Source organism: Pseudomonas putida (assembly GCA_041071465.1).
In the GTDB taxonomy this organism is placed as follows: Bacteria; Pseudomonadota; Gammaproteobacteria; order Pseudomonadales; family Pseudomonadaceae; genus Aquipseudomonas; species Aquipseudomonas putida_P.
Window position 1 is genome coordinate 5,048,354 of sequence record CP163498.1, and the last position, 23,336, is coordinate 5,071,689.

The 23,336-nt window shown below is 61.6% G+C and carries 21 protein-coding genes; 15 read left to right on the forward strand and 6 right to left on the reverse strand.

The genetic code is table 11. The annotated features are described in order from the left end of the window. Position 1: 1 nt before the first annotated feature. Entirely contained in the window at positions 2–328 is a 327-nt protein-coding gene (locus AB5975_23180) for a hypothetical protein (protein XDR19400.1), read from the forward strand. Between the two features lie 103 nt (positions 329–431). Next, positions 432–1,445 (forward strand): hypothetical protein, encoded by a 1,014-nt coding sequence (locus AB5975_23185; protein ID XDR19401.1) that lies wholly within the window; start codon positions 432–434, stop codon positions 1,443–1,445. Positions 1,446–1,647: 202 nt separating this feature from the next. Here the strand turns inward: AB5975_23185 and AB5975_23190 are convergent, their stop codons facing one another. The 3 genes from AB5975_23190 to AB5975_23200 are packed head-to-tail and all read right to left on the reverse strand — an operon-like array spanning position 1,648 to position 5,143. Beyond that, positions 1,648–3,039 carry an aspartate aminotransferase family protein gene (locus AB5975_23190; GenBank protein ID XDR19402.1) on the reverse strand — a complete coding sequence of 464 codons (1,392 nt, stop codon included), beginning with the start codon at positions 3,037–3,039 and terminating at the stop codon, positions 1,648–1,650. A 20-nt stretch (positions 3,040–3,059) separates the two neighbouring features. Further along, the gene (locus AB5975_23195) at positions 3,060–4,532 is read right to left on the reverse strand and encodes an NAD-dependent succinate-semialdehyde dehydrogenase (protein XDR19403.1); all 1,473 of its coding nucleotides are present in this window, start codon (positions 4,530–4,532) and stop codon (positions 3,060–3,062) included. 2 nt (positions 4,533–4,534) lie between these two features. Then, a complete protein-coding gene (locus tag AB5975_23200) occupies positions 4,535–5,143 on the reverse strand; it encodes an amino acid synthesis family protein (protein XDR19404.1) in 609 nt (202 codons plus the stop codon). A 142-nt stretch (positions 5,144–5,285) separates the two neighbouring features. Between AB5975_23200 and AB5975_23205 the strand changes: the two genes are divergently transcribed. The 10 genes from AB5975_23205 (at position 5,286) to AB5975_23250 (ending at position 16,666) form a co-directional block, all read left to right on the forward strand. Further along, positions 5,286–7,079 (forward strand): helix-turn-helix domain-containing protein, encoded by a 1,794-nt coding sequence (locus tag AB5975_23205; protein ID XDR19405.1) that lies wholly within the window; start codon positions 5,286–5,288, stop codon positions 7,077–7,079. 159 nt (positions 7,080–7,238) lie between these two features. Then, entirely contained in the window at positions 7,239–8,210 is a 972-nt protein-coding gene (locus tag AB5975_23210; GenBank protein ID XDR19406.1) for a flavin reductase family protein, read from the forward strand. Positions 8,211–8,260: 50 nt separating this feature from the next. Continuing rightward, entirely contained in the window at positions 8,261–9,751 is a 1,491-nt protein-coding gene (locus AB5975_23215; GenBank protein ID XDR23017.1) for an aldehyde dehydrogenase, read from the forward strand. Positions 9,752–9,790: 39 nt separating this feature from the next. Beyond that, positions 9,791–10,855: an LLM class flavin-dependent oxidoreductase gene (locus AB5975_23220; GenBank protein ID XDR19407.1), complete on the forward strand. Its 1,065-nt coding sequence runs from the start codon at positions 9,791–9,793 to the stop codon at positions 10,853–10,855. Between the two features lie 18 nt (positions 10,856–10,873). Beyond that, positions 10,874–11,701: an alpha/beta fold hydrolase gene (locus AB5975_23225; protein XDR19408.1), complete on the forward strand. Its 828-nt coding sequence runs from the start codon at positions 10,874–10,876 to the stop codon at positions 11,699–11,701. A 232-nt stretch (positions 11,702–11,933) separates the two neighbouring features. Next, positions 11,934–13,112 (forward strand): glycine betaine/L-proline ABC transporter ATP-binding protein, encoded by a 1,179-nt coding sequence (locus AB5975_23230; protein ID XDR19409.1) that lies wholly within the window; start codon positions 11,934–11,936, stop codon positions 13,110–13,112. Then, positions 13,105–14,019, forward strand: coding sequence for an ABC transporter permease (locus AB5975_23235; GenBank protein ID XDR19410.1), 915 nt, complete (start codon positions 13,105–13,107; stop codon positions 14,017–14,019). Before AB5975_23230 ends, AB5975_23235 begins: the two co-directional genes overlap by 8 nt. Before the next feature lie 75 nt (positions 14,020–14,094). Next, the gene (gene proX / locus AB5975_23240) at positions 14,095–15,108 is read left to right on the forward strand and encodes a glycine betaine/L-proline ABC transporter substrate-binding protein ProX (protein XDR19411.1); all 1,014 of its coding nucleotides are present in this window, start codon (positions 14,095–14,097) and stop codon (positions 15,106–15,108) included. 60 nt (positions 15,109–15,168) lie between these two features. Further along, complete coding sequence (locus tag AB5975_23245) at positions 15,169–15,540, forward strand: carboxymuconolactone decarboxylase family protein (GenBank protein XDR19412.1); 372 nt, start codon at positions 15,169–15,171, stop codon at positions 15,538–15,540. Between the two features lie 97 nt (positions 15,541–15,637). Next, complete coding sequence (locus AB5975_23250) at positions 15,638–16,666, forward strand: aldo/keto reductase (protein ID XDR19413.1); 1,029 nt, start codon at positions 15,638–15,640, stop codon at positions 16,664–16,666. A 619-nt stretch (positions 16,667–17,285) separates the two neighbouring features. Here AB5975_23250 and AB5975_23255 read toward each other — a convergent pair. Then, positions 17,286–17,684, reverse strand: coding sequence for a VOC family protein (locus AB5975_23255; GenBank protein XDR19414.1), 399 nt, complete (start codon positions 17,682–17,684; stop codon positions 17,286–17,288). Between the two features lie 43 nt (positions 17,685–17,727). Beyond that, complete coding sequence (locus tag AB5975_23260; protein ID XDR19415.1) at positions 17,728–18,837, reverse strand: S-(hydroxymethyl)glutathione dehydrogenase/class III alcohol dehydrogenase; 1,110 nt, start codon at positions 18,835–18,837, stop codon at positions 17,728–17,730. A 158-nt stretch (positions 18,838–18,995) separates the two neighbouring features. Between AB5975_23260 and AB5975_23265 the strand changes: the two genes are divergently transcribed. Next, positions 18,996–19,901, forward strand: a complete 906-nt coding sequence (locus AB5975_23265; protein ID XDR19416.1) for a LysR family transcriptional regulator — start codon at positions 18,996–18,998, stop codon at positions 19,899–19,901. A gap of 69 nt (positions 19,902–19,970) precedes the next feature. Here the strand turns inward: AB5975_23265 and AB5975_23270 are convergent, their stop codons facing one another. Next, positions 19,971–20,915 carry a LysR substrate-binding domain-containing protein gene (locus AB5975_23270; GenBank protein XDR19417.1) on the reverse strand — a complete coding sequence of 315 codons (945 nt, stop codon included), beginning with the start codon at positions 20,913–20,915 and terminating at the stop codon, positions 19,971–19,973. Between the two features lie 154 nt (positions 20,916–21,069). On the opposite strand from AB5975_23270, the gene AB5975_23275 reads away from it, so the two are divergent. Next, the gene (locus AB5975_23275) at positions 21,070–22,134 is read left to right on the forward strand and encodes a Rieske 2Fe-2S domain-containing protein (GenBank protein XDR19418.1); all 1,065 of its coding nucleotides are present in this window, start codon (positions 21,070–21,072) and stop codon (positions 22,132–22,134) included. After that, positions 22,127–23,236 carry an FAD-binding oxidoreductase gene (locus AB5975_23280; GenBank protein ID XDR19419.1) on the forward strand — a complete coding sequence of 370 codons (1,110 nt, stop codon included), beginning with the start codon at positions 22,127–22,129 and terminating at the stop codon, positions 23,234–23,236. Before AB5975_23275 ends, AB5975_23280 begins: the two co-directional genes overlap by 8 nt. The last annotated feature ends 100 nt before the right edge of the window (positions 23,237–23,336 follow it).

Consider the following 23,336-nt stretch of genomic DNA (forward strand, 5'->3'; position numbering starts at 1 on the left):
CATGGCGCTGACGAGACAAGCTGAAGCCTATTGCGTTGAAACGCTGAAACGAACGAGCCCACCCACCGAAAAAATTGCAGGGTTTACCACCCGTACCGGGCGCCAGCTGGCGTTGGAGCGGGTTCGAAATGAAATCTATTGCTGGACCGAGCTCTCATCTCTGGAGGCAGCGCCCTGCACGCCAAGGCGTAGGTATACAGCCTCGGAAACACGCAACTCGAACCTGAATCGTAAAAACGCGCCACGCCTTATGCTTGGACAGGAAGTTCTGTACTGGACTTTCAGCGACATCGAGCACTTCAAACGCTTTGTGGATTGGTACATCTAACGCTCTCTCCACCGGGCAGTGGGCGGCAATCCTCTCCCTTTTCTTGGTCTCCGTTCGTCTCAGTGAAGGTGGGTTCCCCTCAATGCTCAAATGGCTTGCCTCCATGAGTCGCGATTTCCGCATTCACCTTGACTGGTCGCGTTTCGAGGAATCAGAGCGCTACCGCTATGTCACGCAGGCCTACGACCAATTCCCGACACAAGCGATGGAGGCAGATCTAGCCGAGCGCCTTAAGCGCGTCCAGGATGAGGCCGCTGCGAAGTTCAATGCTGATCGTGATCGGCTGAACGGGGCGGTCACAGCGCTGCACTCCAAAGTCACTGAAGCTAAGCGTCTGGTAAGCCTCTTTCAGCGCGATTACCGCGCTGAGCTTGAGGCCCTGTACGCAGAAAAAGATCGGTTGCGCGGTGAAATGCGCCTGACAAGGAATGAGAAATCATCCGAATACGACAGCCTCGAGGCGTTACACGAGGAGAAAAAAGAGCTGTATAGAAAGAGCCGAGCGCTTAAGGACGATATTGATAGCTGGTACGCGCAAGCCAACCGGAGTCGGGTTTTACTGGGGAAAAAGGATCGAGAGATTCCCAAGTACTCAATCTTCGGGATTAGCCAAAATTCTTTGCAGCGCGCCAAGAACGACCGGGATATCGTAATCAAGAAGATCAAGCGGGTGAAAGAGGAGATCGACACGGTCAACAGTGATATCTACGCCTTGAATAAGGCGCTAGAGCAAATGGGTGAGAAATTTGGGCAGACCAAGCAACGTATCGTTGATACCAAACAGGATCGGGCTGAGTTTTTCGGCTTGAGTGCGTCCGGTAAGACCTTAAATGCCCTGAAAAGTGAACAGGACGACGTGGCCTATGAGTTTGCCAGGTTACGCACCACAGTGGTTTCAATTGAAGAGGCACGGGTATGTTTCATCCGAGATGCCGAAAACGGCTATGGTGTGCCCGCGCTTCGCATTGAACTGGATAACCGGATTGAAACTCGGGTTGCCCACCTCAGGGCATACGATCTACCCGAGCAACAGATGCAGCGTAAGCTGCGGCACCGAGAGCAGTGGCTGCGGAACACACGAAGTAGCGCTCGGATTTGGCGGGGAACCTTAATTTGAATGGTTTAGCCAGGCTGCTTTACAAGATGAAGAATGATGGCGTCGTCTGGCTTGCGCTTGCATTCGAGGCGCGTGGTTCGGCGAAGCGTTTGCGCGGCTGAGGGCGACGAAAAAATTCGGTGCTTGCTTCGTCGCCCAGTCGATCAGATCCGTGGGTCAGCCAGTTCTCATATCAGGTCAGAATATGCAGATCCCATCAAGCTCAAACCTTGAGCTCGCCCATGACACTCAAGACGGCACCGTGAGCAATGTCGATTATCCGGTCGACTTCTTCTCGGGTGGTGATCAGTGGTGGTGCGAAGCCGAGAATTTCCCCATGCGGCATGGCACGGGCGATCAGGCCGCGATCACGGGCCGCCTTGGAAATACGTGCACCAACTTTCAGCGACGGGTCCAGGCGTGTCTTGGTGAGCGGGTCGGCGACGAACTCGATGGCCGCCATCAAGCCCACGCCACGCACCTCACCCACGATCGGCACCGCGCCGAAGGCTTCCTGCATGGACTTCTGGAAGTACTCACCGACCCTTGCCGCGTTGCCCGGAATGTCCTCCTGCTCGACGATGTCCAGCACCGCATTCGCCGCTGCGACCCCGATGGGGTGACCGGAATAGGTGTAGCCGTGGGAGAACGCCCCCACTTTGTCCGCACCTTCCTCCATGACCTTGTATACCTTCTCACCTACGATCGAGGCGGAGAGCGGCGCATAGGCTGAGGTCAGGCCCTTGGCTACGGTGATCAGGTCAGGCTCGATACCATACTTGTCGCAGCCGAACATGGCGCCGGTACGGCCGAAGCCGGTGATGACTTCATCGGCAATCAGCAGGATGTCGTACTTTTTCAGGACTGGCTGAATGGCTGCCCAGTATCCGGCGGGTGGTGGGGTGATGCCGCCGGTACCCAGCACCGGCTCGGCAATGAATGCACCGATGGTGTCGGGGCCTTCGCGCAGGATCAGTTCCTCCAACTCGTTGGCTCGACGCCGGGAGAATTGCTGTTCGGTCTCACCTGGTTCGGCACCCCAGTAGTGGTGCGCAGCCCCGGTTCGCAAGATGCCGGAGACCGGCAGGTCCATGTAGTCGTGGTAGAACGACATGCCAGTCATGGACCCCGAAACGACCGAACAGCCGTGGTAACCGCGCTCGCGGGAAATGATCTTTTTCTTCTTCGGCAGACCACGCAGGTTGTTGTAGTACCAGACCAGCTTGGCCTGGGTTTCGTTGGCGTCGGAGCCCGACAGGCCGTAGAACACCTTGCTCATCTTGCCCGGCGCCATGTTTACCAGGCGATCGGACAGCCGCGCCAACTCGTCGGTGGTATGCGCAGCATAGGTGTGGTAATACGCGAGCTTGTGCGCCTGGCGCGAGATGGCCTCGGCTACCTCGCTGCGGCCATAGCCGACGTTCATGCAATACAAACCGGCGAAGCCGTCGATGTACTCACGGCCGGTCGCGTCGGTGATGGTGATGCCTTTGCCGGTCTCGACGATTGTCGGGTCTCCCAGTTTGCCGGATGCGAAGTCCTTCAGGTGGGTGAACGGATGCAGTACCGCGCCACGATCCTGGGCCGAAATGAGGTCGATCTTTTGCTTGTCCATGGTAGTTCTCCTGTTATTGGTCAAAGGCCGCCGACGCAGACGTATTTGAGTTCCATGTACTCGGCCAGGCCATGTTTTGAGCCTTCCCGGCCCAGGCCGGACTGTTTCCAGCCACCGAAAGGGATCGGTGCGCCGGTAAATTTCGGCGTGTTGAGCGCGACCATGCCGTACTCCAGCTGCTCGGATACGCGCGCCGCGCGCTTCAGGTCATTGGTGTAAACATAAGCCGCCAGGCCGTACTCGGTTTTATTGGCGCGCCGAACCACTTCATGCTCGCTGTCGAACGGCAGGATTGCCGCGACCGGGCCGAAGGTTTCTTCGAACGTGATGTCCATCTCATCGGTGACATCCGCCAGCACGGTCGGCAGGACGAAACTGCTGCCCAGGTTGTGATCCAGGCCGCCGCACATCAGTCGTGCGCCCAGCGAAATCGCATTGCCGATATGGTCACGGCATTTGTTGGCAACGCTGACACGTGTCATAGGGCCAATATCCACACCCTCTGCCAGGCCGTGACCGACACGCAGTGACTGTGCCAACCGAGTGAACTCGGTCACGAAGGCGTCATAGTGACTGCGCTGCACGTAGATGCGGTTGGCGGCCAGGCAGTCCTGGCCAGAAGTGGCGAACTTGGCGCCAATACAGGCGCTGGCCGCTTCATACACGTCGGCGTCTTCGAAGACGATGAAAGGCGCGTGCCCGCCCAACTCAAGCGAAACCTTTTTTACCGTGTCGGCGGACTGACGCAGCAGAATCCGGCCGACTTCGGTGGAGCCCGTGAAGCTGAAGGCTCTCACCTCGGTACGCTGAAGCAACTGCCTGGACAGTTTCGCCGCGTCGCCGGTGACCACTTGGAATACCCCGGCCGGGAAGCCGGCTTCCTCGGCCAGCCTCGCCAAGGCAAGGGCTGACAGTGGCGTTTCCGGTGCCGGCTTGATGATCATCGGGCAACCGGCGGCAAGGGCTGCGCCGGCTTTGCGGGTGATCATGGCGTTCGGGAAATTCCATGGCGTTACGGCTGCCGTGACACCAATGGGTTGCAGCCGAGTGGTGAGCTGGCTACCCGGCAGATGGCTTGGGATCGACTCTGCGTAGCTGCGCTCGGCTTCTGCTGCGAACCACTCCAGGAAGTTGGCGCCGTAGTCGATCTCACTGAGGGCCTCGGCGTAGGGCTTGCCTTGCTCGGCCGACATGATGGTCGCAAGGTCCTGGCAATGCTCACGGGTCAGCGCTGCCCATTTGCGCAGCAGATTGCCGCGCTGAGCGGGCAGCAGTGCACGCCAGCTGACGAAGGCTTCGCTGGCCGCCTCCACGGCCCGGTCGATCCAGTGCTCGTCGCAATGGGCGACGTGGGCGATAACCTCATCGGTAGCTGGGTCGGTGACGGCCAAGCGCCCTTCGCCATGAATCCATTGCCCAGCGATGTAGGCACGCAGCTCCAGGAGGTCTGGACGACTCAACTGGTGTAACGCTGCCGTTGCGCGGTTTTTCATTGTTATTTCCCTCCCGAATGTGCGGCAAGCTTGCGTTCTGCGGCAATGTCCTCCAGGTCCTTGAAGCGATCCCCGATGCGTGGGTGGACACGCCCGCCATCACTGGCACCAATGGCGATGACGATCTCGTCGGGGCCAGGTGCGTCGGCGATCTGGAAGGTGGAGGTTATGAAGTGCGAGCGTTTGCCCGTCTCGGACTTGTGGATCATCGGTACGTTCAACAATGCGCCCGCGCCAACCCGAGTGTTGATGAAGCTGAGAAACGCCGTGCCATCCACCGCCTCGCGGTACACGTCGCCAAAGCGCAAGGTGTGGATCAGTGCGGCGGCATGCTCGATCTCGCCGCCGGTGCCCACCACGGCGGCTTTCCCATAGGCCTGTATGCGCTCTTTGGGCAGGTGGGCCACCAGCGCCGCAGACATCATTCGGCCCAACTCAGGTGCCAGGCGAACGATCTCGGGGCCGAGGTCATCGACGAACCCTTGGCCGGCCCAAGGGTTGCGCAACACGGCCGCGACAACCACCGAGGTAATCGGCCTGGGTGCATCCTTGCCGCCTTCCTGATGGGTAGTTTCGATAAACGTCACGATCTTGCGGATATCAGCGGGCATCAAAGCCTCCAGGACAATGGGCCATGTGGAATTGAAGGCCATGCTAGTCACTGATTCGCAGTGAATCTTCCGTCGAACCATTGCAAGATTCTGTTATTTTTCCTCTGATTCGATTAATTCTCATCGGTGCAAGGGGTACCCGATGCCTGAACAACAAGAAAAAATCACGGCGTTACGGCGGGTGGCGAGCCAGATTAGTTCCGACGAAGATCTGGAATCGTTGCTCGGTGAGTTGACCCGCTCAGCCTGCCAGCAAGGCGGCTGGGACCTTGGGTCTGTAATGTGCATTGACCTCGCTCACGGTTACGGTGTGGTCTTGGCGCGCTATGAGAGCAGCCGGTTGCCGCAGAAGATGCAGGACCGCTGGGAGCTGGCGACCAGTCCCTCGCTGATCGCGTTGCAGAGTGGGGAGCCGGTCTACATCCGCGATGCCCAGCACACGACACGCTTTCCAGGCTATCGGCGTGACGCCTTGGCACGTAATTACCGCACCGTACTGGCCTTACCGATGCCCAGCAGCGATGCTGAAGGACGTCCGATGGTGCTCACCGTCATCTCGCGCTCGGTCCGGGAGGTTGCCGAGGAGGACCTGACCTTCATGGCCGCAGTGGTCGACCTGGGTGCGATCGCGGTGGACCGTGCCCATCGGCGCCGTGCGCAACTGGAAGCCAATGAGCAGTTACAACGCATTCTCGGTTCGCAGCGTTCGCTGTTGCGCAACGTGCTGGCGGGCGACTCGTTGCAAGCGTTGGCCGTCACCCTGGGAGAGTTGCTCGGCGGCGCGGTACTGGTGGCGGACTTTTCCGCCGGCCACGTGGTCGGATCGGCTTCGGCCTTACCCGCGCTGTACGACGACACGCAATGGACACGCTGGCTGGCTGGCAGCGGCGGGCGCGAGCTGCTGGGCTACATTCACGACACCTTGCAGCATCAGCGTGACGGTCAGGTGATGCTGCCGCTCGAGGGGGAGCATCGGCTGGCGGCGCACATCGAAGCGCTGACGGTGGATGATGAACAGGTCGGTGCGCTGTTGGTCGTGGGTGATGCGCCACCCGACACCCTGCGCAAGCTGCTCTTGGAAAACGCCTGCTTCGCCTTGAGTGTGCAATTGATGCGCAGCGTGATCCGCTACCGCTTCGAGACCCGCACCCTGACGGAGTTGTTTTCCGAGATCGTCGAGCGACGCTTCCGCGATTCAGAGGATGTGCTTGCGCGTGCCCGACGCCTCGGCTTGCCATTGGCCGCGCCGCTGCGCATGTTGGTGGTGGATTTTGCCGGCCATGGCAGCCATCGAAGCAACTTGATGCTCGAATGCAGCCGGCAGGTTTCCGGCCTTGCCAAGCAGTTACAGGTTGCCATGCACATGGTCACCCTGGGGAGTGGCCTGGTTTGTCTGCTGCCGGTAGACGCCGACCAGGTTGCGGTGCAAGCGCGGTTTGGCCGGCGTATCGCCGATGCCCTCGGGCGTGTGCTGGGCCATGAGCCGATCGTGGTGCTTGGGGAGACGTTCGAGGGGCTCGAGCCTTTGGCCGTCGAGTGGGAGCGCTGCTGGCGGATGATTCGCGTGGCGCGTGATTACGGGCGCAGCGGCATGCTCGAAATGCCGGACCTGGGCGCGTTGCCAGTGCTCATTGGTGCCGCCGACGCTACTGATGTGCGGCATTTCGTCAGCGGCACGCTGGGCAAGCTGATCGACTACGACAAGCGTAACGCCGCACCCTACCTCGAGACAGTGGCGGCGTACCTGCGTGCGGGGTGTCGCAGCCAGTTGGCCGCTGATGCGATGGGCTTGCACGTGACTACGCTGCGCTACCGGCTGGCACGGATTCAAGAGCTGTTCGGTCTGGACTTCGATACACCGGAGCGGCGATTTGCCCTGGAACTGGCGCTGCAGTTGCACCAACTGACTACCGGCGCAGAGCTGGGAAAAAGATGAAGAGCAGGGCTACCTGGGGTGAGAAACAGGGGTAGTCCGTTTTGCTCTTAAACCGAGAATAAATCACCGATTATTCCTCCATACCTAGGAGGACCCTGGCCTGTCACCGTCCCTATAGTTCACCTCAATCAATGCAACGGCATTCTTGAGGTGAGTGACATGCAGACCGTTGAACACGCATACAAGACGATAGACCCCATGGCCCTGCGCCGTGCCTTCGGTACGTTCGTCACCGGGGTAACCGTGGTCACAACCCGTGATGAGCAGGGCAACCCCAGAGGCATGACGGCCAATTCGTTCACCTCCGTTTCTCTTGATCCGGCACTGCTGCTGGTGTGCATCGGCAAGGGGGCAGCGAGCTTTCCGGTGTTCCGACAGGCCGACAGCTTTGCCGTCAATCTGCTGCATGAAGGGCAGGTTGTACTTTCCAACGTCTTCGCCTCCAAAGCTCTCGACAAATTCGACCAGGTTAGCCATGTCGCAGTGCACACGGGGGCACCGGTGCTGACCGATTGCCTGACCTGGTTCGACTGCACGGTGCACCAATGCATCGACGCAGGTGACCACATCCTCCTGCTTGGCCAGGTCCAGGCGTTCGGTACCAGCCCCGAGGCACCGTTAGGCTTCTGTCGCGGTCGCTATGCCCAGGTCAAGGACCCACTCCCACCAGGTTGGCTATCGGCCAGCGACATGATCACCGGCTACCTGATCGAATCCGAAGGGCGCTTGCTCCTGGCCGAGGATGGCAAGGGCGGCTGGGTACTGCCGACTGCCTCGCGTCGGCTCAAGGACGGGCGCCTGCCACTGTCCGCAGGCGGCGAGTTGGCCCTGTTGCCTGATGACACCTTTCTCTATTCGGTGTTCGACACCGCTGATAACGACCCGGGTTACCTGATTTATCGCGCCAAACTGGGCGAGTCGCTGGGGGAGGGTGCGCTGCCGCCTTCGCTGCACTTCTTCGCCCTCGATCAGCTGCCCTACGAAACCATTACCTCCCACGAGATACGCACCATGCTGCAGCGCTATGCGCGTGAGACCGAGCGCGGCAGCTTCGGTATCTACATGGACTCCCAGGAGGGCGGGCGTGTCGCGATGGTCGGCAGCGCGCAGAGCTGGGACAAAGCCTACTGAGTCAGAAAAAAATCAGGAGTTGGTAACACATGCAAACCACACTGCAAAACCTGCAAGGCTCCCGGCAGCAACTGTTCATCGACGGCCAGTTCACCGCCGCCCAGAGCGGCGAGTTCCTGCCCAGTTTCGATCCGACCACCGGGCATCCCTGGTACGAATTCTCCCAGGCCGATGCGCGGGACGTCGATGCAGCGGTACGCAGCGCACAGGTTGCGCTGAAGGGCGCTGCCTGGCGGCGCATGACGCAGACCGAGCGCGGCAAGCTGGTACGCCGGCTGGGTGAGTTGGTGGCGGATCATGCCGACGAGCTGGCGCGCATCGAGTGCCGCGACAACGGCAAGCTGCTCAAGGAAATGGTGGCGCAGATGCGCGGCCTGCCTGACTCGTTCTACTACTTCGCCGGTATGGCCGACAAGCTGCAGGGCGACACCATCCCGGTCAACAAGCTCGATGCGCTGAATTACAACGTGCGCGAGCCGATTGGCGTGGTGGCCATGATCACGCCTTGGAACTCGCCGTTGATGTTGCTCACCGGCACCCTGGCGCCGTGCCTGGCGATCGGCAACACCGTCGTCATCAAACCGTCCGAGCACACCAGTGCATCGACCTTGGCGTTGGCGGAACTGGCCATCCAGGCCGGTATTCCGCCGGGCGTAATCAACGTGGTGACGGGCGATGGCCCGACGACCGGCGAGGCGCTCAGTCGCCACCCCGGCGTTGCCAAGCTGGTGTTTACCGGTAGCACTGCCACTGGCCGCAAAATTGCCGCCAATGCGGCACAGAACCTGGTGTCGTGCCAAATGGAGCTGGGCGGTAAATCGCCCCATGTGGTGTTCGCCGACGCCAACATCGAGCAGGCGGTCAACGGCGTGGTCGCCGGTGTGTTCGCTGCCGCTGGGCAAACCTGCGTGGCAGGCTCGCGCTGCTTCGTCGAGTCTTCGATCTACCCTGCGTTCATCGATGCGCTGGTGGAGCGCACACGGCGGATCAAGGTCGGCCACCCCACCCTGGAGGACACCGATATTGGCCCGCTGGCGCTGTCCGCGCAGCTGGAAAAAGTCGAGCACTACGTCGACTCGGCGATCCGAGAAGGGGCCCGCGTGGCTGTGGGCGGTCGGCGCGCGACTGAAGCGGTGCAAGGCGGTGGCTGGTATTTCGAACCGACGGTCATTGTCGAGGCGCGTAACGACATGCGCTTCATGCGCGATGAAATCTTCGGCCCGGTAGTCGGGGTCATTCCCTTCGACACCGAAGCGCAGTTGATTGAACTGGCCAACGACACCGAGTACGGCCTTGCCGCAGGTGTCTGGACCCGAGACATCAGCCGCGCCATGCGCTTTGCCCGTGACGTCGACGCCGGCACGGTATGGATCAACACCTATCGCTCGACGGCCTACATGTCGTCGAACGGCGGCATGAAGAACAGCGGCTATGGCATTCGCGGCGGCTTCGAGGTGATGCGTGAGTTCTCGCGGCTGAAAAACGTGCTGGTGGACTATTCCGAAACCCTGCAGGACCCATTCGTCATCCGCCTGCGCTGAATGCGCGCGCCCAACCCCACACGACTGGAGACAACAGCAATGAAATTCGCAGTTTCCCTGAGCATGGAGCGCTTCAACCCTGAGGAGCGGATGAGCGACAAGATCCACAACTTCCTCAAGCTGGTGCGCATGGCCGATGAGGGTGGCTTCGAGACCCTGTGGACCGCCGAGCACCATACGCTGGAGTGCACGATCTCGCCCAACCCGTTTATTACCCTGACCTGGCTGGCCCAGCACACGCAGAACATTCGCCTCGGTACCTCGACGTTGGTGGCGCCGTATTGGTCGCCGATCCGCCTGGCTGGCGAGTCCGCCTTGTGTGACCACCTGACAGGCGGGCGTCTGGAGTTCGGCATCGCCCGCGGTGCCTACCAGTATGAGTTCGACCGCATGGCCGGGGGCATTCCGCAGCAGGAAGGTGTGGCCTACATGAAAGAGTTGTTGCCTGCGGTGAAGAAGCTCTGGCAGGGGGATTATGCCCACGATGGCCACTACTGGAAGTTCCCGGTCGCAACCTCGGTACCCAAGCCGCTGCAGCAGCCACATCCGCCAATTTGGGTCGCCACCCGCGACCCGGCAAGCTTTGACTGGGCCGTCAGCGTAGGCGCCAACATCCTCTCCACGCCGTTGTCAGCACCTGCCAGCGAAGTCGTCGTGCTGGGTGAGAAGTTCCGCAAGGCGGTGGCCGACCATCCCGAGGTGCCGCGTCCGCGTTTCATGATGCAGCGCCGCACCTGTGTCTACGACCGTGAGCAGGACTGGGAAGTGGCCGTGCGCCACAGCATCGACTACGGCCGCGCCTTCGAGAACCTGATGCAGAACATCGGCACCGTGAACAACGGCTTTCCCGAGGCGGTACCCTATGAACGGGTGGCCAACCGCGACAGCTACAACCCGGAGGCGATCCGCGAGAACCTGATGTTCGGTACCCCCGACGAGATCATTCGCAAGCTGGAAGTGTACGAGGCGCAAGGGGTGGACCAGTTCTGCCTCGGGTTGGCCTTCAACCTGCCATACGAGTTGCAGGAGAAGACGCTGCGCCTGTTCATCGACGAAGTCATGCCGCATTTCGCCCGTCGCGCCGCCGCGCGTCAGGCCGGTTGAGACGGACAGGGAGCGCATATGCTGACGCAAACCTCCGACCCATCGGGCGTGATCCAGGGCACCCTGGCCACCGGCGGCATCGAACTGAACTACCGCCTGCAAGGGCGCGGTACGCGCCCGCTGGTGTGCATCCACGGTGTGGGCTCGTACCTGGAGGCCTGGGACGCGGTTGCCAGCCACCTGGTCGAGGACTTTCGCATCCTCACCTTCGACCTGCGCGGCCACGGGCATTCCTCGCGGGTGTACGGCCGCTACGAGATCGACGACTTCGTCGGTGACACCTTGGCGTTGGCCGCCCATGTGGGCTTCGACACCTTCGACCTGGCCGGTTTCTCGCTGGGCGGCCTGATTGCCCAGCGTCTGGCCTTGCAGCACCCACACCGGCTGCGGCGCCTGGCGCTGCTGGCCACGGTCTCTGGGCGCACTCGCGAGGAACGCGCGCGGGTGCTGGAGCGCCTGGCGGCGTTGCAGGAGGGCGAGCGCGGCTCGCACCATGATGCCTCGTTGTCGCGCTGGCTGTCGGAAGATTTCCAGGCGTGCAATCCGGACCTGATCGCCTGCCTGCGCCAGCGTGACGCCGAGAACGACCCTCAGTGCTATGCGGCCGCGTACCGGGTGCTGGCCGAGACCGACTATGGCGGTTTCATCGACCAGATCCAGGTACCGACCCTGATCGCCACCGGCGAGCAGGACCAGGGGTCCAACCCGCGCATGGCGACGTTCATGCACGAATGCATCCCAGGCTCCAGGCTCGAAATCCTGCCGGGGTTGCGCCACTCGATCCTGATCGAGGCACCGAGGCAGGTCGCCGGCCTATTGCATGAGTTCTTCATGGACGATCAGTGAGTGGACGGACACGTCACCAACCCCGCTGCGGTGGGGGCGTCGGTCCGGTCAGTGAGATTCTGTTTGCTACGAGAGTGCTGGCAATGAACATCGAAAAACGCATCCCCCGAATAAAAAGCGGTTCGATATCCCTCCACCTGGCCGCCTTGCGTGAGGCCGGGCCTTCATCGACTGCCGTGTCCCCGCGAGCTCGGTTCGCGGGCCATCCGAACTTGCACGAGGAGTCGCAGCCATGACTGACCGATTGGTCATCGAGAATCTCTACAAGGTGTTCAGCGACAAGCCCGGCCCCGCGCTGGCGATGTTGCACGAAGGCAAGGGCCGCGCCGAGGTGCTGGAAACCCTGAGCCAGGTGGTGGGCGTGGACGACGTGTCGCTGCGCATCCCGTCCGGCTCGATCTACATGATCATGGGCCTGTCCGGCTCGGGCAAATCTACCCTGGCGCGCTGCATCAACCGCCTTAACGAGCCCAGCGCCGGGCGCATCCTGCTTGATGGCGAAGATCTCTGCGCACTGGACGAGGAGGGCCTGCGTGAGGTGCGCCGCTCGCGGATCTCCATGGTGTTTCAACACTTTGGCCTGCTGCCCAACCGGCGGGTGATCGAGAACGTCGAGTTCGGCTTGAAGATGCGCGGCACCGCGCCGGCCCAGCGCCGCGCCCGGGCCGAAGAGGTGCTGGCGGTAGTGGGCCTGGGCAAGTGGGCCTACCACATGCCCCATGAACTCAGTGGCGGTATGCGCCAGCGCGTCGGCTTGGCCCGCGCCCTGGCAACAGACGCTGACGTGCTGATCATGGACGAGGCATTCAGCGCCCTCGACCCGCTGATCCGCAGCGAGATGCAGGACGAACTGCTGCGCCTGCAACGCACCCTGAACAAGACCATCCTGTTCATCACCCACGACTTTCAGGAAGCGCTCAAGCTTGGCTCGCGCATCGCCATCATGTCCGAAGGGCGGGTGGTCCGCGAAGGTACGCCACAGTCGATCGTCATGGAGCCCGGCAGCGAGTACGTCGCCGGCTTCACCCGCGAGGTCGACCGCGCTCGGGTGTTCGACGCCGCTTCTGTGATGACCGCGCTGACACCGGTCTGGCGCGGCGAAGGCCGCACCCTGCTGGGTGCCAGCAATCTGGGGCCAGGCTTCCTGGTCGATGGCGATCAGCGGCTGCTGGGCATCCTCAGCCAGCAGCAGGTCGCCCTGGCCTGCAGCGGCCAGCAGGCACCTCAGCCCGCAGCCGGCTTCATTTGCGTGCCGAGCACGGCACGGCTGGTGGACGTGGCGCCGCAGTGCATCGGTGGCCAGCCGGTGGGGGTGACAGACGAGGCCGGGCGGCTGCTCGGGTTCCTGGATGCGGGGCATATTCTGGCCCGGATTGGCGCCGCTCAGGGCGTGGAGGTGCGACATGCTTGAAGCCAACGACCTGGCGGTGTTCCCCATCGCCGACTGGATACAAAACGGCGTGCAGTGGCTGGCGGAGAACTTCCGTCCCTTTTTCTCCAGCCTGAAATGGCCGATCGAGCAGTTGCTCAACTTCGTCGACGGTGCTTTCCATGCCATGCCGTTCCCGGTGATGGTGCTGCTGACCTTCGTGTTGTTCTGGCGCTTGGCCAACCTGCGAGTGGCGCTGTTCAGCGTTGCCGCCTACGTGACCATCGCAGTGCTTGGGGTGTGGTCGGAGGCGATGACCACGCTGTCGCTGATTACCACGGCCATCGTGTTCTGCGCGGTAATCGGTATCCCCATTGGCATCTGGTGCGCACGTAGCCCTGCTGCATGGATGGTGGTGCGCCCGGTGCTGGATGTGATGCAGACCACGCCGACCTTCGTGTACCTGGTGCCGGTGGTGATGCTGTTCGGTGTCGGCAACGTGCCCGGTGAAGTGGCGGTTGCCACTGCAGCGATGCCGCCGCTGATCCGCTTCACCCAGTTGGGGATTTGTATGGTCGACAGCGAGATCGTCGAAGCCGGCCAGGCGTTCGGGGCCAACAAGTGGCAGCTGTTGTGGGAGGTGCAGTTGCCGCTGGCAATGCCGACTATCCTCGGCGGCCTGAACCAGACGGTGCTGACCGCCATGGTGATGTCGGTGGTGATTTCGATGATTGGCGCCGAGGGCCTTGGCCTGGTGGTGCTGCAGGGTATCGGCCGGCTCGACGTTGGCGGCGCGGCGGTCGGTGGCATCGCCATCGTGCTGCTGGCGATCATGCTCGACCGTTTTTCCCAGGCACTGGGTGCACCTCGGCCAGGCAATGGTCTGACGTTGAAAAGCGTGCTTCGCCGCTGTCTGCGCGGCGAACGCCTGCTGTCCCAGGGGCATTGAGCCACAGCACCTTGCTTGATGCGTTTGCGTGTGTGTCACAACCCGATAACGAGCATAAGAAGAAGGTAGACAACGATGAACATGTTCCACAAGACGCTCGCCTGTGCCGCCGTACTTCTGGCCCTGACAGGCACCGCCCGGGCCGAAGGGTTGCCCGGTGATGGCCGGACCATCCGCTATGCCCAGGACAGTAGCCTGGGGGGGAATTATGTAGTGGCGCAGATTGTCTCCGACGCCTTCAAGGCGCTGGGATACAAGGTCAAGCTGGTCACCCTGGACAATACCTTGTTCTTCCCCGCCGTGGCCCAACACGACATGGACATCGGCACCGATATCACCCTGCCACAGCGCGAACCCGGCTTTCGCGCCGTGGCGAAGGACGCTGAGCTGGTCGGGGAGGGGATGATCATTGGCGGTGGCATCAATGGCTATCTGATAGACAAGAAGACCGCACTGGCCAACAACATCACCACCTTGGAACAGTTGAAAGATCCGAAGATCGCCGCGCTGTTCGGCGCCGGCGGCAAGGCCGAGTTGACCAGCTGCGACCCAGCGTGGAGCTGTGGCAAGGTGATCGATTATCAGATGAAGGCCTTCGAACTGACCGGCACGGTGCGGCAGGTGCGTGGCAAGTACGAGGCGCTGATGGCCGACGTGGTGACCAAGGTCAAGGGCAGCAAGCCAGTGTTCTTCTACGCCTGGAGCCCGTCCTGGGTGACCAATGCGCTGGTGCCAGGCCGCGACGTGCTGTGGCTGCCTACGCCCAAGGATGCGTTGCCAGCGGACATTCCCAACGACGGCTCGGCGCTGGTCAAGGACGTCGAGGGCTGCGCCGGCGACGCCAACCCGTGCCGCATGGCCATGGGCTCATGGAACTACCACACGGTTGCGAACAAGCAGTTCCTCGCGGACAACCCGGCGATCAGGCAACTGATGCAGCAGGTGCATTTCCCCACTGCCGTGTGGTCGCAGTGGGAGGCGGCGATAGGCAAGGAGGGCGGCTCGCCGGAAATGATCCGCAAGCTCGCCGACCAGTGGATAGGTGCCAACCAGGCACAGTTCGATCAGTGGGTGGCCGCGGCCAAGTGACAGTCACGCCGGGGCGGCTGGCGCCCGGCGCTTAGGCAGAATCGAAACGGAGAACCTTGCATGAATCAGGAACTGTTTGAACGCGGGCTGCAGACCCGACGTGAAGTACTCGGCGACGCCTACGTGGACGCCGCGCTGGCCAACGCCGATGAGTTCGGCATGCCGATGCAGGAACTGGTGTCGCAGTACTGCTGGGGCGATGTATGGAACCGACCAGACCTGGACCGGCGCACCCGCAGCCTGCTCAACCTGGCGTTCATGACCGCGCTCAACCGGCCTCACGAGCTCAAATTGCACATTCGTGGCGCGCTGAACAATGGCGTGAGCAAGGCGGAAATCCGCGAGGTGTTCCTGCAGGCGGCGATCTACGCCGGGGTGCCGGCGGCGGTGGACAGCTTCCGCTGTGCCCGTGAGGTGTTCCAGCAGGATTGATCACCTGGCACGGGGCTCTCGCATCAGCGCCAATGCGAGCGTGCCCCGTGACACAGCCGCTGCCAGCATACTTGCAACCCTTCCCACGGTGATATTCATGGACTACCGCTACTTGGGCCGCAGTGCTCTGAAGGTTTCCCCTTTGTGCCTGGGCACCATGATGTTTGGTGGTGCCACCGACGAACCGACCGCCCAGCGCATCATTGCCCACGCTCATGCTCAGGGTGTCAACTTCATCGACACCGCCGACGTTTACACCGGTGGTGCCGCCGAGCGTATCGTCGGCCGGGGCATCGCCTCCCAGCGCGACGACTGGGTGCTGGCCAGCAAGTTCGGCTCACCCGTAGACACTGCCCCGAACCGCCAGGGCCAGTCGCGCAAATGGATCAACCAGGTCGTCGAAGCGAGCCTCAAGCGCCTTGGCACCGACTACCTCGATATCCTCTACTTCCACCGTGCCGTTCCCGGTGTGACCCTGGCAGAGGGCGTGCGCGCCGTTGGCGACCTGATCCGTCAGGGAAAGGTGCGTTATTTCGCAGTGTCGAACTTGCGCGGCTGGTACATTGCCGAGGTAGTGCGTTTGGCCGACGAGATGGGCCTGGACCGGCCGGTGGCCAGCCAGCCGCTATACAACCTGGTCAACCGTACCGTCGAGGTCGAACAATTGCCTGCCGCCTATCACTACGGTTTGGGCGTTGTGCCCTACAGCCCGCTGGCGCGGCGTACTGACCGGCAAGTACGCCCAGAAGGCCCGCCACCGCCGGACAGCCGGGCAGGGCGTGGCGACCAGCGCATCCGGCAAACCGAATGGCGGCGCGAATCCCTGCACATCGCCCAGTCCGTTGCTGCCCACGCCGCCTCGCGCGGCATCAGCAGTGCGGCCTTTGCCTTGGCCTGGGTCCTCAATAACCGCTGCGTCAGTTCGGTCATCGCTGGGCCGCGCACCGAAGCGCAGTGGCACGGTTACCTGAAGGCATTGCAGGTGCGTATCGAGGAGCAGGACGAGTGCTTTGTCGACAGCCTGGTGCCGCCGGGGCATTGCTCCACGCCGTATTACACCGACCCTAGCTATCCGGTCGAGGGGCGATTCAGGTCAGCCGATCAATGCAGCCTAGCCTTCGAGTAATGCTGTCAGACCGGTGTCGTTGGTCTTGACCACACCATTGCGGGCAAGCATGGCAAAGCAGCGCCAACGTGCTTCAAAGTCGGTGCATTTGGGGTCATACATTTGTACAAAACCAGGCTCGGAAACCTGAATATTTAACGATTTCCAGTACCGCAAAGGCGTCTTAGTCTCCTGTTCAAGCGTTGAACAATAATAAAAGGAGACACCCAATGCCCATTCCCTGCCATGCCGGCGACAACCTGCAGTTTCAGTGAATCAATTGCAATTAGATTTTGCACCGTCAGCATAGAAGCTCTCGTTTCTGGACTAGAAAATCAATCAACGTCCTGATTTTGGCTGGTATCTGCGCGCGTGTAGGTGCCTTATTGCGTTGCTCGTGGAGGTGACGTTAATGAGGCACTAGCAGAAGTTTCAAAGGGATGCCGGATATGATCGGGCCTGGGGCAACGAATCCATCGCCATTTGATCCTCATCTCTGATTGGTCGAAAACACACTTCAAGGCTTATGCCCGCAGCCATGCGTTTCGCACATGGCTGCGGGCTGTTCTTCATGAGCTGGCACCGTCGCTGTACAGCGGCTTGTGCTGACCCTTTCATATCGTCCTCAGCCTTGTTGCTTTCAGACGAAGGTGTACGAACAGACCTTGTTGCCGGCCGGATCGCGCAGGTAGGCCGCATAGGCACCCGGCAGGTGACCCCGTGCGCCAGGTTGCCCCTCGTCGGTGCCGCCTGCGGCAAGGCCGGCGACGTGGAAAGCGTCCACTTCGGCGGGAGTGGCGGCCGCAAAGCCAATCGTCACGCCATTGCTGGAGGGCGCTTCACCATTGCCCGGGCGGGCGATGATGAAAGCCGGCTTTTCGCGACCGAAAAGCACCCACCCATTGCCGAAAGGGCCGAGGTTGTTGATGCCGAGGGCACCCAGCGCGGCGTCGTAGAATGCGGCCGATTTCTGAACATCGGCGGCACCGATAAAGACGTGCGAGAAGATGCCGTCGCCGGAGATGACAGGATTGGACATGATTGATTTCCTTGATGGTTGGTGTTGAGTGGTTTGTGGGCGATCAGTAGTGGATCACCGTGCGAATCGACTTGCCTTCGTGCATCAGGTCGAAGGCCTTGTTGATGTCGTCGAGGCCCATGGTGTGGGTGACGAACGGGGCGAGATCGATCTCGCCTTTCATGGCGTCTTCCACCATGCCCGGGAGTTGGGTACGACCCTTGACGCCGCCGAAAGCCGAGCCCTTCCAGGTCCGGCCGGTAACCAGCTGGAACGGACGGGTAGAGATTTCCTTGCCGGCACCGGCCACGCCGATGACGATCGATTGGCCCCAACCACGGTGGGCAGCTTCCAGGGCCGAACGCATCACGTTGACGTTACCGATGCACTCGAAGGTGTGATCGACACCCCAGCCGGTCATCTCGATGAGCACCTCGTGGATCGGCTTGTCGAAGTCCTTCGGGTTAAGGCATTCGGTGGCGCCGAAGGTACGAGCCAGTTCGAACTTCGCCGGATTGGTGTCGATGGCGATGATGCGACCCGCCTTGGCCTGGCGTGCACCCTGAATCGCAGCGAGACCGATGCCGCCGAGGCCGAAGATCGCCACTGAGTCGCCCGGCTGCACTTTGGCCGTGTTGTGAACGGCACCGATGCCGGTAGTCACACCGCAACCCAGCAAGCAGACATGCTCGGGATTGGCATTCGGGTTTATCTTGGCCAGCGAGACTTCGGCAACCACCGTGTATTCGCTGAAGGTCGAGCAGCCCATGTAGTGGTAAAGCGGCTGGCCGTTGTACGAGAAACGGGTCGTACCATCGGGCATCAACCCCTTGCCCTGGGTGGCGCGAACCGCAACACACAGGTTGGTTTTGCCGGACTTGCAGAACAGGCATTCGCCGCATTCGGCGGTGTACAGCGGAATGACGTGATCGCCAGGTTTTACGCTGGTCACACCTTCACCCACCTCCACCACGATACCCGCCCCTTCGTGGCCCAGTACGGCCGGGAACAGACCTTCGGGGTCGTCGCCCGACAGGGTGAAGGCGTCGGTATGGCAAACGCCAGTATTGGTGATCCTGACGAGCACTTCGCCTTTGCGTGGCGGCTCGACGTCAATCTCAACGATTTCAAGCGGCTTTCCAGGCCCGAAGGCGACTGCGGCACGTGATTTCATGATGTTGTTTCCTTGCTAACTGGTTCAGGAGCGGAGCATTCCACTGTGTTGTCAGTTTGGGAAACGGCAGGGATGTTGTATATGGAATTGTCGCGATTTTATAATTCCTATATTTGGAATAATTGGCATATGACGAACCTGGCCATGAGGCGTGAGCAATGACGAAAGATATCGAACTGCTGCGCATATTTCGGGTGGCGGCCGAAAGCAGCAGTTTTCGCGACGCAGCCGTGCGTCTGGGGACCTCCCCTCAAGGCGTCACGCGAGCCATTCAGCAGCTGGAGAGGCACTACGGCGAGGTGCTGTTCCATCGGAGCACGCGACAGGTCCGCATTACCGCCTATGCCGAAGGCTTGCTGGAACAGGTGCGCCCTGTGCTGGAGCGGTTCGAGGATCTGTGGCGACCGCCTGTGGCCGACGAGCAGGATGCTCTGTCGGGCACGGTGCGCATCACCGCACCGCACAGCCTGGGTACCAGAGCAGTTCTACCGGCGTTGGAGCGTATTGCGGGGCGTCATCCCAGGATCACCTTGGATGTGCGCTTGTCCGACCGCATCAGCAATACGGTTGACGACGGGATCGACGTTGGCGTCAGGGTCGGGTTCATGCGCGATAGCCGCTTCATCGCACGCAGAGCAGGCGACATGAGGCTGCCCATCGTTGCTGCTCCACGCCTTATCGAGAAAGTGGGCGCACCTGGCGATATCGATGCGCTGGTTGGCCTGCCCATCGCCGCAGCCCTGGACACCAATACCGGACGCCCGTGGCCTTGGCACTTCAAAGCGGGGCAGCAGTGGATACCCGCAGCGCCCACGCTTATTGCCGACAATGCCGACATGGAAATAGGCGCCGCACTGGCCGGGGTCGCTTTCGCCCAACTGGCGGACTACATGGCGGCCCCCTACATTGCCAGCGGGAAACTCGTGCAGGTGTTGCAAGACGAAGAGCCACCGGCATGGGGGTTGTACGTCTATCGCCCTCAGCGTGGCCCCGTTCCGGGAAGGGTTCGAGTGGTATTTGATGAAATCTTGGCCGCCGTTGGGGGGCTGCCAGCTTTGCGCTGACACACAGCTTGTCCATCGGCAATTGAATTTCGTTTGAAAACAGAGAAACAGGCCAGAATATGCGCCGTTCTAAGAAGATGGCTCATTCTCAGCGCCTAGCAGTTGATTCGTCATTTCCTGCTGATCCCGACCCTGATTTATCAACCACCGCTGAAAGGCCCGGCACTGGCTACGGTGGAAGCTGTTCTGGTTCCACGTCACGTAATACGCCGCCGGCATGGGCAACGCACGCATGCACGGGATGACCAGGCGGCCGCTATCCAGGTCCCTGCGGATCATCGAATACTGCGCCAGGACGATGCCTTGTTCCTCGATCGCCGCCTGAATTGCCATGGCGGAGAGGGAGTAGATCCGGTAGTTGCGGATGATGACCTCGCCGACACCGGCATCGGCAAACCACTGCTCCCAGGACGGCGGTGAGTCGAACTTCGGTCGCCAGTCGATGGTGATCAGTGGGTGGGCCAGCAGTTCGCGTGGCTCCACCGTACCCGCCAACATCGCCGGGCTGCAGGCAGGTACCACGCAATCACGAAACAGCTCGATGGTGTGTTGGTCATCGTGAATGCCTTCTCCGTAACTGAGACGAAAGTCCACGCCGTTGGCTTGCGCCTCCGAAGGCTCGGTGTGGGTGCCGTCGAGGTAGACGCTCAGTTGTGGATGCTCCAGCTGCCAGTCGGCCACCAATGGTGCCAGCCACTTGGACAGCAGTGAGGGCAGGGCACTGATGTAGAGGTTATTGGCGTTCTTGCCGCGCTCCAGCTCCGCGTAGGCCGCCCGCAGGCGTTCGAAGGCCTGGCTGCACCCTTCATGAAAACGCTGGCCGGCTGCGTTCAGGCGCAGGCGCTGGCCCTCCTTGGCGGTAAGGCTAAGGCCCACGGCTTCTTCCAGCAGCTTCATTTGCTGGCTGACCGCACCGGCGGAAATGCCCAGGCGCTTGGCGGCCTGGGTGATGCCGCCGCACAGGCCGACGGCTTCGAAAACTTCCAGTGCGCGTAACGGTGGCAGGTGGCTCATGAGTGCGCCTCGTAGGGGAGGGAAGGTGTGTATTTTTAGTTTAGAAATACTTAAGCAATCAACAGAAAAGCACATCTATTCTTTTGTTCGCCCCGGGCATAGGCTTTTTCTCAAGAAGCGACGCTTCGCATAACAACAAGAGGAGCTACACGCCATGTTCTTGAGAAACGCCTGGTACGCCGCCGCCTGGGACACCGAAGTGAAGCAGGCCTTGCATCCGACCATCCTCCTTGGCGAAGCCATCGTGCTGTATCGCAAGGCGGACGGCGCCGTCGTTGCCCTGGAGGATGCTTGCCCGCACCGTAAGCTGCCGTTGTCGATGGGGCGCCTGCAGGGTGATGTGGTCGAGTGTGGCTACCACGGGCTGACGTTTGACAGTGCTGGCGCCTGCGTGAAGGCCGCTTGCGTGTCGCGTATTCCTCAGACGGCGAAGGTGCGCAGTTACCCGGTAGAGGAGCGCTATGGCCTGGTATGGCTGTGGATGGGTGATCCGGCGCTGGCCGACCCGGCCAAGCTTCTAAACATTGCCGAGTGGGATGACCCGAACTGGGGGTTGAACCGCGGCGATTCGATGACAATCGACTGCAATTACCTGTACATGACCGACAACCTGCTCGACCCCTCTCATGTCGCCTGGGTGCACCAGAGCACCTTTGGCACCTCGGCCTGCGAATCGCAGCCGCTGGAAACCGTGGAGAAGGACGATGGCGTAGTTGTGTCGCGGTGGCTGTACGACATCGACGTTGCGCCGTTCTACCAGCAGTACCTGAAGTTCCAGGGGCGTTGCGATCGCTTGCAGTACTACGAGGTGCGTTACCCGGCGCACGCGATCATCAAGGGGGTCCATACCCCGGCCGGCTACGGCGGCGATGCTGTACCTGCGCACGATAAAGCGTTCTTGATGGACTCCTACAACTTCATGACGCCGGTCGATGAAAACCGTACCCGTTACTACTGGTTCCAGTTGCGTAACTTCGATGCCGACAGTGAGAGCGTCTCGCGTCAGTTCGCTGCTGACGTGCGCCGGGCTTTTGAGGAGGACCGGGTGATCCTCGCCGCTGTGCATGCTGGCATGAAAAACCGCCAGACCGCCAACATCGACCTGGCCATCGACTCAGGCCCGCTGCGTTTTCGTCGCGCCATGGAGCGCATGATCCGCGAAGAACAGACAGGCGCCGCCAAGCTGATCGATACCCGCGAGGTCAAAGCCCATGCTTGACACCATTCCCGCCGTGAAGGGCTTTGCGCGCTTCCAGGTGACCAGGAAGGTGCGAGAAAGCGTGTCGATAACCTCGTTCGTACTCGAACCTGCCGTGCACCAGGGCCGGGTGGCATTTCGCCCGGGGCAGTTCATCGTAGTTCGCATACCACAGGCCGAAGGACCACAGGTGCTGCGCGCCTACAGCCTGTCGGGCGACCCGGGCGATCCCTCGCAACTGCGCATCTCGGTGAAGCACGAATTGCCGCCGGCACGTTCGCCCGGCCTGCCGGCCGGCGTGGGGTCGAGCTTCTTGCATCAAGCAGTGGAAGTGGGCGAGCAACTGGAAATCGCTGGCCCGTCCGGTACGTTCGTACTGGACGAAAGCAGCGAGCGGCCTGTGCTGTTGTTCAGCGGCGGGGTGGGCCTGACCCCCATGGTGAGCATGCTGCATCGTCTGGCTGGTACCACGCGGCCGGTGTACTTCATCCATGCCTGCGAGAACGGCGCCGTGCATGCCCTGCGCGACGAGGTGTTGGCGGTGGCCGCCAGGCGCGCTGGGATCGTGGTGCACTTCTGCTACCGGATGCCGACCGATGACGACTTGAAACGTGCGCACCATCACAGCAGCGGGCTGGTCAGTCGGGAAACCCTGCAGACATTACTGCCCCTCGATGACTACGACGCCTACCTGTGTGGCCCGCGCCCGTTCATGCAGGCGAACTGGCGGCTGCTGCGTGGCCTGGGGATCGACAGGGCGCGCATTCGTTATGAGTTCTTTGGCCCGGCCACGATCCTCGATGAAGACGAAGCCCCGGCTGCTCCCCCTGTGGCGCCGCCGGAGCCTGCGCCCGCCGGTGACCTGACCGTGCGCTTCGAGCCGTCGGGGCAGTCCGTGACCTGGGATGCCGCCTGCCCCTCGCTGCTCGACTGTGCCGAGCAGGCCGGGTTCGCGCCGCCCTTCAGTTGTCGCGCCGGGCTGTGCAACAGCTGCCTGACCCCGCTGCTTAGCGGCAGTGTCGAGTACAGCGAGGCGCCGTTGATGCCGCCTGAGCCTGGCCAGGTGTTGTTGTGTTGCGCACGGCCGACCTCGCCGGTGGTGTTGGCGCTGATCGATCAATAGAGGCCCGCACCACGCGGACAATGATGAACCCGCCAGAGGCCTGATGCCTATCCACTGATGCCCACCTCCAGACTTGCCTTGCCTCGCGTGCCCCTTACCG

Bases quoted from the DNA above. Each gene is read 5' to 3' on its own strand.
- AB5975_23245 (XDR19412.1), top strand. From the start codon at position 15,169: ATGAATCAGGAACTGTTTGAACGCGGGCTGCAGACCCGACGTGAAGTA.
- AB5975_23195 (XDR19403.1), bottom strand. From the start codon at position 4,532: ATGAAAAACCGCGCAACGGCAGCGTTACACCAGTTGAGTCGTCCAGAC.
- AB5975_23180 (XDR19400.1), top strand. From the start codon at position 2: ATGGCGCTGACGAGACAAGCTGAAGCCTATTGCGTTGAAACGCTGAAA.
- AB5975_23260 (XDR19415.1), bottom strand. From the start codon at position 18,837: ATGAAATCACGTGCCGCAGTCGCCTTCGGGCCTGGAAAGCCGCTTGAA.
- AB5975_23275 (XDR19418.1), top strand. From the start codon at position 21,070: ATGTTCTTGAGAAACGCCTGGTACGCCGCCGCCTGGGACACCGAAGTG.
- AB5975_23190 (XDR19402.1), bottom strand. From the start codon at position 3,039: ATGGACAAGCAAAAGATCGACCTCATTTCGGCCCAGGATCGTGGCGCG.
- AB5975_23200 (XDR19404.1), bottom strand. From the start codon at position 5,143: ATGCCCGCTGATATCCGCAAGATCGTGACGTTTATCGAAACTACCCAT.
- AB5975_23270 (XDR19417.1), bottom strand. From the start codon at position 20,915: ATGAGCCACCTGCCACCGTTACGCGCACTGGAAGTTTTCGAAGCCGTC.
- AB5975_23250 (XDR19413.1), top strand. From the start codon at position 15,638: ATGGACTACCGCTACTTGGGCCGCAGTGCTCTGAAGGTTTCCCCTTTG.
- AB5975_23220 (XDR19407.1), top strand. From the start codon at position 9,791: ATGAAATTCGCAGTTTCCCTGAGCATGGAGCGCTTCAACCCTGAGGAG.
- AB5975_23225 (XDR19408.1), top strand. From the start codon at position 10,874: ATGCTGACGCAAACCTCCGACCCATCGGGCGTGATCCAGGGCACCCTG.
- AB5975_23265 (XDR19416.1), top strand. From the start codon at position 18,996: ATGACGAAAGATATCGAACTGCTGCGCATATTTCGGGTGGCGGCCGAA.
- AB5975_23210 (XDR19406.1), top strand. From the start codon at position 7,239: ATGCAGACCGTTGAACACGCATACAAGACGATAGACCCCATGGCCCTG.
- AB5975_23185 (XDR19401.1), top strand. From the start codon at position 432: ATGAGTCGCGATTTCCGCATTCACCTTGACTGGTCGCGTTTCGAGGAA.
- AB5975_23255 (XDR19414.1), bottom strand. From the start codon at position 17,684: ATGTCCAATCCTGTCATCTCCGGCGACGGCATCTTCTCGCACGTCTTT.
- proX (XDR19411.1), top strand. From the start codon at position 14,095: ATGAACATGTTCCACAAGACGCTCGCCTGTGCCGCCGTACTTCTGGCC.
- AB5975_23235 (XDR19410.1), top strand. From the start codon at position 13,105: ATGCTTGAAGCCAACGACCTGGCGGTGTTCCCCATCGCCGACTGGATA.
- AB5975_23205 (XDR19405.1), top strand. From the start codon at position 5,286: ATGCCTGAACAACAAGAAAAAATCACGGCGTTACGGCGGGTGGCGAGC.
- AB5975_23280 (XDR19419.1), top strand. From the start codon at position 22,127: ATGCTTGACACCATTCCCGCCGTGAAGGGCTTTGCGCGCTTCCAGGTG.
- AB5975_23230 (XDR19409.1), top strand. From the start codon at position 11,934: ATGACTGACCGATTGGTCATCGAGAATCTCTACAAGGTGTTCAGCGAC.